The 11,464-nt window shown below is 51.5% G+C and carries 11 protein-coding genes, 1 tRNA gene and 1 pseudogene; 1 reads left to right on the top strand and 12 read right to left on the bottom strand.

Translation table 11 applies throughout. The annotated features are described in order from the left end of the window. Together B3F49_RS09255 and B3F49_RS09250 are read right to left on the bottom strand one after the other, a co-directional pair. Positions 1-1,235, bottom strand: a pseudogene (locus B3F49_RS09255) (bifunctional metallophosphatase/5'-nucleotidase); the annotation flags it as partial. Between the two features lie 124 nt (positions 1,236-1,359). Then, the gene (locus B3F49_RS09250) at positions 1,360-1,530 is read right to left on the bottom strand and encodes a hypothetical protein (protein WP_293910592.1); all 171 of its coding nucleotides are present in this window, start codon (positions 1,528-1,530) and stop codon (positions 1,360-1,362) included. A 130-nt stretch (positions 1,531-1,660) separates the two neighbouring features. On the opposite strand from B3F49_RS09250, the gene yidD reads away from it, so the two are divergent. Next, complete coding sequence (gene yidD, locus B3F49_RS09245; RefSeq protein WP_293890814.1) at positions 1,661-1,945, top strand: membrane protein insertion efficiency factor YidD; 285 nt, start codon at positions 1,661-1,663, stop codon at positions 1,943-1,945. On the opposite strand, the gene udk is transcribed toward yidD, so the two are convergent. The 10 genes from udk to B3F49_RS09195 form a co-directional block, all read right to left on the bottom strand. Beyond that, positions 1,946-2,557 (bottom strand): uridine kinase, encoded by a 612-nt coding sequence (gene udk / locus B3F49_RS09240; protein WP_293890811.1) that lies wholly within the window; start codon positions 2,555-2,557, stop codon positions 1,946-1,948. A gap of 41 nt (positions 2,558-2,598) precedes the next feature. Next, complete coding sequence (locus B3F49_RS09235; protein ID WP_293910590.1) at positions 2,599-3,630, bottom strand: aldose epimerase family protein; 1,032 nt, start codon at positions 3,628-3,630, stop codon at positions 2,599-2,601. 86 nt (positions 3,631-3,716) lie between these two features. After that, positions 3,717-5,534 carry a translation elongation factor 4 gene (gene lepA, locus B3F49_RS09230; RefSeq protein WP_293910588.1) on the bottom strand — a complete coding sequence of 606 codons (1,818 nt, stop codon included), beginning with the start codon at positions 5,532-5,534 and terminating at the stop codon, positions 3,717-3,719. An 8-nt stretch (positions 5,535-5,542) separates the two neighbouring features. Beyond that, entirely contained in the window at positions 5,543-7,510 is a 1,968-nt protein-coding gene (gene ftsH / locus B3F49_RS09225) for an ATP-dependent zinc metalloprotease FtsH (protein WP_293910586.1), read from the bottom strand. Further along, a complete protein-coding gene (gene tilS, locus B3F49_RS09220) occupies positions 7,497-8,933 on the bottom strand; it encodes a tRNA lysidine(34) synthetase TilS (RefSeq protein ID WP_293910584.1) in 1,437 nt (478 codons plus the stop codon). The genes ftsH and tilS overlap by 14 nt, the downstream gene beginning before the upstream one ends. Beyond that, positions 8,896-9,456 (bottom strand): aminoacyl-tRNA hydrolase, encoded by a 561-nt coding sequence (gene pth / locus B3F49_RS09215; protein ID WP_293890796.1) that lies wholly within the window; start codon positions 9,454-9,456, stop codon positions 8,896-8,898. Before pth ends, tilS begins: the two co-directional genes overlap by 38 nt. Beyond that, entirely contained in the window at positions 9,453-10,088 is a 636-nt protein-coding gene (locus B3F49_RS09210) for a 50S ribosomal protein L25 (protein WP_293890793.1), read from the bottom strand. Before B3F49_RS09210 ends, pth begins: the two co-directional genes overlap by 4 nt. Before the next feature lie 159 nt (positions 10,089-10,247). After that, positions 10,248-10,319, bottom strand: a tRNA-Gln gene (locus B3F49_RS09205). 49 nt (positions 10,320-10,368) lie between these two features. Then, entirely contained in the window at positions 10,369-10,650 is a 282-nt protein-coding gene (spoVG, locus tag B3F49_RS09200) for a septation regulator SpoVG (protein ID WP_293890790.1), read from the bottom strand. 42 nt (positions 10,651-10,692) lie between these two features. After that, entirely contained in the window at positions 10,693-11,460 is a 768-nt protein-coding gene (locus B3F49_RS09195; protein WP_293910582.1) for a 4-(cytidine 5'-diphospho)-2-C-methyl-D-erythritol kinase, read from the bottom strand. Positions 11,461-11,464: the final 4 nt, after the last annotated feature.

Genomic DNA, 11,464 nt, shown 5'->3' with positions numbered 1-11,464 from the left:
GGAGCGGGTGCCGGCGCAGGTACTTCAGCCTTCACAACCGGGGTCGCACCAATCTTCGCCACAATGGCCGGATCCTCGGGCACGGTCACCATCAGCGTGTATCCCATCGCTCTGGCAATCGGCTCGTAGGCCTTGGCTATCGCACTCTTGGAAGGCTCGAGAACGTCGGCTGCAGGAAGGAGCATCGGATAGACGGCCTTCACCTCGCCATTCGCAACGCTCAGCTGCACAGCACCAACGCTCTTCAGCTGCTCGTCGGCCCTGACTATCAGGGTGCCGTTCACCGTCTTCGCCATCGCAGACCCGTTGCCGTCAACAATCAAGTCGATGCCGTCGATGTTCTGCGCCACCATCTCGCTGGTGATCGGGCCCTTGTCGCCCAGATCGCTCAGGACTACCAGGTAGTCTGCATATCCCTTGGCAAGGTCGACCGCATACTGGGCATTGTCCAGGACGACGTCGCTGGTGAAGCTCACGCCCTGGATCGGCTTCGGGGCCACCAGGCCGACCACCCCAACCTTGAATCCGTTGAAGTCGTAGATCTGGTAGGGCTGGGAAACCAGGTATCCGTTCGCGTCGAGGGCGTTCACGCTCAGCGGGAGGGCCTTCTTCGTCCCGGCTATGCCGGTGGCCAGCTGGATCGCCTGCGGGGTGTAGGCATCGTAGCCGAGCTCGTCGACGACTTCGGCCGCCAGCATCGCTGCCTCGGCGGGTATCTCACCAACGTTGCCGCTGTTCAGAAGCAGCCAGTTGTCGGTGATCGCACGCCCGGCCTTCAGGGCGGTCGAGAACTTCGCAAGTCCCAGTCCGCCGTTCTCGGCATAGATGTTGCCGTTCAGGTCGTTCGTATGCACGATGAACAGATCGAATACCTTCGCTCCGTCATCATTCTTTACAATTTCCTTCACTCCGTAGGGCAGCTCCATCTCAACAGGAGCGGCAGCAACAGGAGCCGGGGCAGGAGCCGGAGCGACCGGTTCAGGGGCCGGTACGGGGGCCGGGGCGGGCTCAGGGACGGGTGCTGCAGGAGCGACTGGCTCGGGAGCAGGTTCTACAACAGGAGCTGGCGGAATTGGCTCAACCTTGGCGGTGCTCTTACAACCTACAAGGGAAAAAGCCAACAAAGCTACCAGCATTGCTGTCATAATTGTTCTTGAAAGACGTTTCACGTGTTTCCTCCTCATGACGTTCTCATGTGTCGTTGTATACGTACTCAACAACACTATAACACACACTGCTAGAATCGGATACATCAAAAATACGCGAAAAATGCTGATTTAGACCGTTATTTACTGAAAAAAGAAGCCTGTGATTGTTATATTCACAGGCTTATGGTTATAATTTCAGATACGAAAATCCTTACATCAAGTCTTTCGGCTTGCGAGCGGTATTCCCAGATTTCTCGCAATAAGCCACGTGGCGAAGTTTTCCATTCTCGAAAACCGCCTTCATCTTGATCGGGCCGCCCCAGCGGCTCATCATAACCTTTGCCCCTTCACGGCGAGCATTCTTAGATATGTTACCAGCCATATACCTATCCCTCCATACAATTTGCTCAATTCTTGCTTACTATAGCGATTCTCACTTGTCAAGTCAAATCCCTACTTTCTCATTTTACCTGCTTGTTGCAACTTTGACAATCCAAACATAGAATGTTCCTATGAAAAAACCAGCAAAGTTGCTTAGAAACATATTTCTTATCCCGGTATACCTCTACAAAGGATTGCTCTCCCCGTTTTTTGGAGGCGGTTGTCTGTACCATCCAACCTGCTCCACGTATATGGTCGACTCCGTACTCAAGCATGGCATCGCAAAAGGCTTCATCATGGGCTTCGCCCGAATCCTGCGCTGCAGCCGGTGGTACTATGGAGGTGACGACCAGGTCCCTGAAACCTGGTCCTGGAAAGCCATACGGGATGGGTTCACCCTTTTCAGGAAACGATGATCAGCGGGAGAGTTCCTTGACGAAGGGTATCAGCACCGATAAGGCATTTTCGTTGTAGCCGCCTTCGGGAATAATGATATCAGCGAACACTTTCGTGGGTTCAATAAAGTTGAAATGCCCTGGCCTGACCACCTCGAGATACTGGTTGCAGACACTTTCAACCGTTCTCCCACGCTCGGCGATATCCCGTTTGAGACGACGGATAAACCGAATATCGTCAGGAGTATCCACATACAACTTCAAATCGAGCAGATCCCGTATCTGCTTGTCATACAAAACCATCAACCCCTCAATAATCACCAAAGGTTTAGGCTGGACACTCACCGTTTCATCCCTGCGGCGATGATGCACGAAATCGTACAGGGGCATCTCAATACTCCTGCCTTCTTTCAACGCATTCAAGTGTTCATACAGCAGCTCAATGTCGAATGCATCAGGATGGTCGAAATTGAATGCAGTAATATTCTCATTGCTGATGTACGAAGCAGACCGATAGTAATTGTCCTGAGGAATAAACACGAAATCAGAACAGACTTCTCCGATTTTTCTTACAATAGTGGATTTACCGGAGCCGGAGCCTCCGGTGATCCCAATGATCTTAACCTCTTTCATCATGCACTCCACTGCCCGGCAGCCATACCCGGACACAATCGCTATTTACTTCCAAAACTAAAAACCGTTGTGTGCTTGAAACTTCGTTCCTTATTGAAAATGCAGGAGGGAAACTCAGGATGGTTTGGGCTGTCAGGATAATACTGGGTCTCAAAACACATGCCTGCATGCTTTGGATAGGCTACGTTCCCCTTGCCAATCTCAGCGGCCTTAAGGTAGTTGCCCGTATACAGCTGCACAGCCGGCATCGTAGTGCTGATCTTCATGGTACGGCCGCTGTTGGGTTCATAAACCGACGCGAATTCAACCAATTTTTCAGAACTGCGGGAGAGAATGAAACAATGGTCATACCCTCCGGCTTTCTCGATATCACGACCGATCGTTTTCTTCTTGGTGAAATCAAATGCAGTACCGCGAACATCAATGATCCTACCCGTAGGAATGGATGCTGAATCAACTTCCAGGTATCGGTCGCAGTCAAGCTGGAGCTCGTGACCAAGTATGGTGCCGCTTGCAGCTCCGCCCAAATTGAAATACGAATGATTGGTCAGATTGATGGGAGTCGGTCCTGTTGCCGTTGCTTCATAATCCATGCGCAGATTGCCGTCTCTTGTCAGTACATACGAAACCGTGCAGTTCACTGCATGGGGAAAGCCGCCATCACCGTCGGGACTGAAAAGGCTCAACACCACCCCCGGGTCACCATTCCAATCAAACGTTTCCACATGCCAGTTGCGCCAGCCCCAGTTGCTTTTACCGCTGTGAAGGTTGTTGTTTCCCTCATTCTTCTCAAGCATGCAGGTCTTGCCGTCAAGCGTGAATCGGGCATTCGCGATTCTGTTGGCAAATCGCCCAACCACCTGCCCGAAATAGGTGGTGGAAGCAAGATTATCCAGCGGGTTGTCAAACCCCAGCACGATATCGCGGATTTCACCGTTGCGGTCAGGAGTCTTCAGGGTCTTGAGAATGGCTCCAAGACTGAGAATCTCTGCAGTGAAATCTCCCTGGGTGAGCGTAATGGAAAAAATATCGTCACCTTCAGCAGTAGTGGCAACCGAGCGTTTGGTCAACATAAGACACCCCTTGTTCATAGTTCTTCTATGAAAGTATACACCCCCTCTCATCGAGGGGACAATAAAGAATACAGCGGAGAACAGTGTTACTTTGCGTCGTCGTCGCTCTTGAGAACGGCCAGGAAGGCGCTCTGCGGGATTTCAACGTTTCCAACCATTTTCATGCGCTTCTTGCCCTCTTTCTGTTTCTCAAGCAACTTGCGCTTCCTGCTGATATCACCACCATAACACTTGGCGGTAACGTCCTTGCGAAAGGCAGAGATTGTCTCACGGCTGACGATGGTGCCTCCAATGGCTGCTTGGATGGCGATCTTGTACTGCTGGCGGGGGATTTCACCTCTGAGTCTTTCACAAACTTGACGGCCGCGTGTTTGGCTGTTTCCACGGAAAACCAACTGGCTCAAGGCGTCCACGGGTTCCCCGTTGACCAGAATATCCAGACGGACCAGATCCGTGCGCTTGTAGCCGATGACCTGATAATCGAAGGAAGCATACCCGCGGCTGATCGACTTGAGACGGTCATAGAACTCAAACAACACTTCCGCCAGAGGCATTTCATAAATCAGCTCAACACGCTTCTCATCCAGATAGTTCATCCCGGTCTGCGTCCCGCGCTTCTCCATGCACAAATTGATGATCGGCCCCACATACTGTGTCGGAGTAATCACATTGGCCTGAATATAGGGTTCTTCAGCGTATTCAACCCGCATCGGGTCGGGATATTCCAAGGGATTGTCAATATTGACGGTCTCACCGTTCTTCAGGTGGACGATGTACTTTACCGAAGGGCTGGTGAACACGATGGACAGGTCGAACTCCCGTTCAATCCTCTCCTGAACGACTTCCAGATGAAGCATGCCCAGAAAGCCGCAGCGGAATCCGAAACCCAGAGCAGCAGAACTGTCCTTCTCATACACGAGGGAGGCGTCGTTGAGCTTCAACTTCTCGATGGCGCTGACCAGCTCCTCATAATCATTTGTATCCACCGGGTAGATCGAACTGAAGACAACCGGCTTGACGTCCTTGAATCCGGGAAGCGGTTTCTTTGCCGGATGACTTGTGGTGGTTATGGTATCGCCGACCCGCACATCGCTGATGGTTTTCACACCGGTGATCACATACCCTACATCCCCGGCATGCAACTCGCCGGTCTTGATGAGCTCAAGCTGGAAAATCCCGGCCTCCTCAACCTTGTAGATACCGCCGGAGTGCATGAACTGGATTTCGGTACCGACCTTCATAACACCGTCGAAAACACGGCAATGAACAATGACACCCCGATAGGCATCGTAGTGCGAGTCAAAAATGAGAGCCTGCAACGGCAATGCATCATTGCCTTCAGGATGCTTGATCTGCTTGACGATGGCCTCGAGCAACACATCCACGCCAAAACCGGTCTTGGCACTTACCTGGACTGCCAAAGAGCTGTCAAGCCCGAGATCGTGATCAATCTGGTGCAGGCAAGCCTCAATGTCTGCAGATGCCAGATCAACCTTGTTGATGACCGGGATGATCGTCAAATCATGCTCCATGGCCATATACAAATTGGCCAAGGTCTGGGCCTCGACTCCTTGGGATGCATCGATGAGAAGCAACGCACCTTCACAGGAGCTGATAGCCCTCGATACCTCATAGGAAAAATCGACGTGACCCGGGGTGTCGACCAAATTCAGTGAGTAGGTTTTTCCATCTTTTGCAGTATAGGGAATCGTAACAGCCTGGCTCTTGATGGTGATGCCGCGTTCCCGCTCGATATCCATATTGTCAAGAATCTGGGCTTGGACGGGGCCTCGCGAAGAGTTGAGGTGAGCCATCTCAATGAAACGATCGGCAAGGGTCGACTTGCCGTGATCGATATGCGCAATAATGCAAAAGTTTCGGGTCAGTCTGGAATCAGCACTCATACTCGTCCTTATTCGTTCGGTTGTTCGACTGGATCTTGTCCGGTCTCTTCAGAAGCAGTGGGTGCAATCTGGTCGAAGCCCAGAAGCACGCGAATCTGAGCATCGTCCAAGGTTTCTTTCTCCACCAATTCCTTGGTGAGAATTTCAAGCTTGTCCCGGTTTGTCGAGAGCAACGTCCTTGTCTCATTCATGGCATCATCGAGAATCACATGAATCTCCTGGTCAATCCGTTTTGCCGTCTCTTCACTGTAATCCTTGTGCTGGGTTATCTCGCGTCCAAGAAACAAGGGTTCCGATTCATCAGCCAGATTGACGAATCCCAAGCCGCTCATCCCCCATTCGGTAACCATGCGTCGAGCCAGGTCGGTTGCCTGCTTGATATCGTTGCTGGTTCCCGTGGTGGTTTCTCCATAGACCAGCTCTTCGGCTACATACCCGCCCATGCATACCTTGACCCAGTCGCTGAGCATCGACTTGGTCTTGGTATAGGGATCACGCTCCGGCAGGCTCACGGTGAGGCCGAGCGCCCTGCCATGGGGAATGATTGTTACTTTATGCAAAGGGTCGAGATGTTTCAAATAGTAATGGAGAAGGGCATGGCCGGCCTCGTGGTAGGCAGTTGCAAGCTTCTCCTGCTCATTCATCGCACGGCTCTTGCGTGCCACACCAAGCAGAATCTTGTCCCTGGCCTCTTCCATATCTTCCATATTGACCGTCGATTTGTTCTTGCGTGCTGCAAACAGGGCGGCTTCATTGACCAGATTGGCCAGGTCCGCACCACTGGTGCCTGCACTCCCACGGGCGAGCCGCTTCAAATCCACATCCTTTTCCAATTTGATCTTGCGGCAGTGTATCTTCAAGATTTCTTCACGTTCCTTGATATCGGGAAGATCCACCACAACCTGCCTGTCGAAACGACCGGGCCTGAGCAATGCAGGATCAAGTACATCTGGACGGTTTGTAGCCGCCATCACGATGACTCCTGCGGTGGTGGAAAAGCCATCCATCTCGACGAGAATCTGGTTCAGCGTCTGTTCCCGCTCATCGTTCCCACCGCCGAGACCGCCGCCGCGGGTTCGCCCGACGGCATCCAATTCATCGATGAACAGAATGCAGGGAGCGTGCTTGCGGGCTTGCTCGAACAAGTCGCGGACTCGGGCTGCGCCCATGCCGACAAACATTTCCACAAAATCGGAACCGCTGGTATGGAAGAAGGATACCCCGCTCTCCCCGGCAACAGCTTTCGCCAGCAAGGTCTTGCCGGTTCCCGGAGGACCCACCAACAGAACTCCGCGAGGTATCTTTGCCCCGACTTTGGTGAAGTGGTCAAGATGCTTGAGAAAGGCAACGACCTCTTCAAGTTCATATTTCGCCTCAACCTGCCCGGCAACATCCTTGAATGTAATTTTCGTATCGGTTTCCATGTACTCCTTGGCTCTGCTCTTGCCCAAGGTGGACATCATCTTGCCATTCAACCCGCTGGACTGACGATACAACATAATGGTGAAGCCGATGAAAATAATCCAAGGCAGAAGCTGCAAAACAATCTGCAAAAACGAGATCTCCTGCACGCTGCCGGTCACCGAGACTCCCTTCGCCTTCAAGGAGGGCAGCAGACTCTCATCAAAATACGGGATTCGCGTCTGGGCAGAAAGGCCGTTCTTCAGGACAAAACGAATCAAGGACTGCTCCTTGATCTCGACCTGCATGACCTGGTTTGCATCCACATATCCTATAAATGTCGTATAGGGAACCACTTGGTCTTTTACGCCAGCGGCTGAATCAAAAAACATATAGACAAACATTATCGTCAAGGTGATGAACACAATCAGTGCGAAACGGTTTTTAGGATTGTTTGAAGGCCTGAGCGATGGTTTCTTGTTATCCTTTCCCGGACCTTGCCAATACTGGTTGGAATCTTGGTTCCCAGACTTCTTTTCCGAATCGTTTTCTTGGCTGTCTTTACTCAATTTCACTGCAATGCTTCCTTATGTTACTACTATATATATTTGTCAATCTTCGGGCAAGGGGAGCTTTAAAACGCTTGGCAAGCCGGTCCCGACCTCCATGGAGCCGGGCAAAAACGGCGACAAGGCCATTGCGGTCGGCAAGCACCGGGACCGATGGATGCAGGTGTTTCGGTATCTTATAGGAAGAGAGCAGTTTCGTCACCTTCACCGTTCCCCCCTCCAAGGCAATTTCATCACAAGGTTGGGCCGACCGAAGCACCGCTCCTTGCAGCATCGCCTCATCGAGGGCGAGCAACGTCGGGTCGGCTGGATTTTCCTCGTAGATCTGAATGGAGAAAAGCACATTGTTTCCAAGGTCCAATGTCTGCACCTCACCAGGATTTGCAAGGGCAAGGCAAAACTGCCAATCGGATTCTCTGACCACATAATAGGAGCATACATCCTGATCCACTTGCAAGCGGTGGGCTCCTGATTCCAAGATCCATCCATCGTCATCACGACGCATTTCCAATGCACTCCTCAAGCGCTGGATGAATGAGTTTTTGATGCGGTTGCCTTCATCATGGTATGAAACGATGCGAAAGAGCACCAAATCCCGCAAAGCCGGAGAGAGGGAGTTGAACCATGAGCGGGAAAAGACAATACGGTCAGCAGAAAAAGACACTGCCTTGAGGCAGTTCTCCGTAAGCACTTCCAACAAGTGCCCTACTTCGCCAAAACGCTTGGTCATCAAGGCGACAGCCTCATATGCACCGCCGAACACGGAGAGTATCGGAGGGGTTATTGTATGGCGGATGATGTTTCTCAGGTAAGCATCCTCACCGTTGCTGGAGTCTTCCGACCAGACCATGTTGTGCTGTTTCACAGAGTTGGTAAGTTCTTCGTGAGAGCACGCCAGAACCGGCCTGACGAGGGTAATGTTGCACTCATCAACTGTACGCAGGACACGCACCCCTTCCAATGCCGCTATGCTGGACCCTTGGAAAAGCCTCATCAACAGGGTTTCCAGCCGGTCATCAGCATTATGGGCGGTGGCAAGGTAGGAACAACCGGCTTGCGAGCACTCGCTGTACAAGGCTTCGTATCGAAGGTGCCTTGCCGCCTCTTCAATGCCGCCTTTCCTGCTTGCAGCAGACTGCTCGACCCTGCCTTTGCCCAGATCGAGCACATGCAAAGGCACTCCCAGCTTTTGGCAATTTTCCCTGTTCAGGGCAATCTCGGCTTCGAGCTCAGAGTCCGGCCGCAAATGATGTTGCACATACATCACATGCAAAAGATGCGGTTCATAAAGCTGTGCAAGAGCCAGAAGAAGAGCGAGGGAGTCGCTTCCTCCGGAAAATGCCACCCCGATGCGCTCATGCCTATCGATGTGGTGCTCAGCAAGAAAAGAATCAACCTTTTCCAACACGGCTGCGTCGATTGTAAGCAACCATCACCTCCTGCAACGCCCTTCCCTCCACCAGCTCGATCAAGGCTTGTGAAGCCAGGCGTATTCCATTCACTATCTTCTCATCATCAATGCGGCCAAGAACATGCTCAATTACCGACACACCCTCTTCGGGTCGACCTATCCCCACATAAATCCGAATGAAATCACTGTTTCCCAGATGGTCAATCAAGCTCTTGAGGCCATTATGGCCTGCAGACGAGCCTCCCTTGCGTATGCGAATCATTCCAGCAGGCAGATCCAACTGGTCACAGATTACAATCATATCGGAAGCATCCGTCCCGGGAAAGTGTTTGAGAACCTTTCCGCTTGCATTCATGTAGGTAAGCGGCTGAACCAGAAGGACATCATCCCCCACTTTGGCTTGACGATAGAGACGAAAACAGCGTTTCTTCAGAGTTACCTGAAAAAACGCTGCACACATATCCACTACTTCAAAGCCGACGTTGTGTCGGGAGTGCTCATACTTGGTCCCGGGATTGCCCAGTCCAAGAATCAACCTCATTTCTTCGCCTTTGCATCCTTTTCTGCTTCAACAGGAGCAGCGGCTTCAGCGACTTCCTCGGCAGGAGCAGCAACCTCGGCCTTGACACCCTTGACGGAAGCAACCGTTTTGGAAAGATCATCAAGCACTTTCACGTTGGGGGGAATCACCACATCCTTGAGGTGGAGACTCTGGTTGATTTTCAAGGCGGACACATCAGCCTCGAGAGAAGCAGGAAGATCCTTGGGCAGACATTCAATTTCAACTTCATGCATGACCTGGTCAAGGACGCCGCCCTCTTTGGTTCCAACAGGATTGCCCTTCAGCACGATGGAGACCAGTGTGCGAAGAACCTGGCCGCGGGTAACCTCAAAGAAGTCCACGTGCTTGATCTCACCGATCATCAGGTTCTCCTGATAGTCCTTCATAAGGCACTCATATGTCTTTTCCCCTACTGAAATCTTCAGCAGAGCGGTTTCAGAGAAATGGCGCATCTTATTGGTGAATTCACGGGAATCCAGAATAATGTGCACGGGAGCATTCTTTCCATAAATTACTGCCGGAATGCGTTTTGCTCGAAGCAAACGACGGGCGCCGGCACTCCCGAAATCTTCGGTTCTCAATTCCGCCTTCAAACTCTTGTTGTCAGCCATACAAACTCCTTGTACTCTCATTGGCACATGCATCGATGTCCAATTACCATAGCATTTTGGATATTCAGAATACCACTAAGAAGCGAGTATAGAGCGTTTAGCCCTACAAGGGCAAGCCCTTCACAAAAAAACAGGCAACCCATATCCTGGATTGCCCTACTGGGAAGGAGGGATTCGAACCCCCGATGCCGGCACCAAAAACCAGAGCCTTAACCGCTTGGCGACTTCCCAACAACGGATACGACAGTATACGAAAATACTGGGTTTGTCCAGCGGTTTATTACAGCTCTTCTTCGCTTGTTGCTTCACCGGTGTCGGAAGCATATGCCTGCATGATTACTTTTTGGAGATGATCGCGGAAAGCACTGCTGATCGGATGTGCAACATCCTTGAATTCGCCATTGGCCAACTGCCTGCTCGGCATTGCAATGAAATCACCATCACGGCCTTCGATGACCTTGATGTTATGGACCACGAATTGGCTATCGAACGTAACGGTCACATAAGCCTTGAGTTTTCCTGTCTGATTGACTTTCCGTACACGTACTTCTGAAATATCCACAAAAACCTCCAAACAACTACCAGCAACTTCATCGAACTTTATTTAACTCATGAGGTGGGTAATCCAACACCTGACACGAGGGCCGAAAGCGGCGACAATGTCTTTATGTGCATCATGGACTTGAGAAGCATCCTCACTGACGAAAAACCAACAGGCTCCACTACCGCTCATGCTGGAAAACCCCTTATAGCCCTTGCAAACAGTCTCTAAAGTCTCGTAAAAAATACCATTGCCCGAGCACGACTGAAAGTCATTATACAATGAACCTCTCCAATTATGGGAAGGTTTTTTGTATATTCGCAACAATTCCTGTGTGCCGTACATAGGTACATTCTGCAAATTCCCTCTTTTTTCATCCAACATCCGATATGCCGATGACGTCGATATGTCAAAAAAAGTCGGCATTACCAATAAAGCAGGCATCGAACGGCTCTCCACAGGAGCAACGTTTTCCCCTTTTCCTGTTACCAGAGCCGCACGAGAGCCGGAAAGAAAGAAGGGAACATCGCTGCCGACCTGCAAAGCGACCTCTTTCAACAGCTGTTCAGAAACCGAGCGCCCGGGATCGATGGCCTGCAACAGAGTCAACAGCGCGGCTGCATCACTTGAACCGCCACCCAGCCCTGCTTTCACAGGAATCTGCTTGTCGCACCTGATGTCCAATTGCAAAGGATACCCCCCGGCTTCATGCCAGAGGCGGGCTGCCTTGGTCAGGGTATCCTCCGAACCACTACAAACCGCTTCCAACCCATGCACTTGGACAGCAAATGTTCTGGACTTTTTCCACACCAATGAGATGGTGTCGCTCAAGCCC

The sequence above is a fragment of the Sphaerochaeta sp. UBA5836 genome (assembly GCF_002432845.1).
Lineage (GTDB): Bacteria > Spirochaetota > Spirochaetia > Sphaerochaetales > Sphaerochaetaceae > Sphaerochaeta.
The sequence above is the reverse complement of the archived record's forward strand: the minus strand, read 5'-3'. Positions and strand labels throughout refer to the sequence as shown.

What these genes read in the sequence shown, in the direction of transcription:
- B3F49_RS09250 (WP_293910592.1), bottom strand. Translation starts at nt 1,530, where the DNA reads ATGGCTGGTAACATATCTAAGAATGCTCGCCGTGAAGGGGCAAAGGTT.
- yidD (WP_293890814.1), top strand. Translation starts at nt 1,661, where the DNA reads ATGAAAAAACCAGCAAAGTTGCTTAGAAACATATTTCTTATCCCGGTA.
- udk (WP_293890811.1), bottom strand. Translation starts at nt 2,557, where the DNA reads ATGAAAGAGGTTAAGATCATTGGGATCACCGGAGGCTCCGGCTCCGGT.
- B3F49_RS09235 (WP_293910590.1), bottom strand. Translation starts at nt 3,630, where the DNA reads ATGTTGACCAAACGCTCGGTTGCCACTACTGCTGAAGGTGACGATATT.
- lepA (WP_293910588.1), bottom strand. Translation starts at nt 5,534, where the DNA reads ATGAGTGCTGATTCCAGACTGACCCGAAACTTTTGCATTATTGCGCAT.
- pth (WP_293890796.1), bottom strand. Translation starts at nt 9,456, where the DNA reads ATGAGGTTGATTCTTGGACTGGGCAATCCCGGGACCAAGTATGAGCAC.
- B3F49_RS09210 (WP_293890793.1), bottom strand. Translation starts at nt 10,088, where the DNA reads ATGGCTGACAACAAGAGTTTGAAGGCGGAATTGAGAACCGAAGATTTC.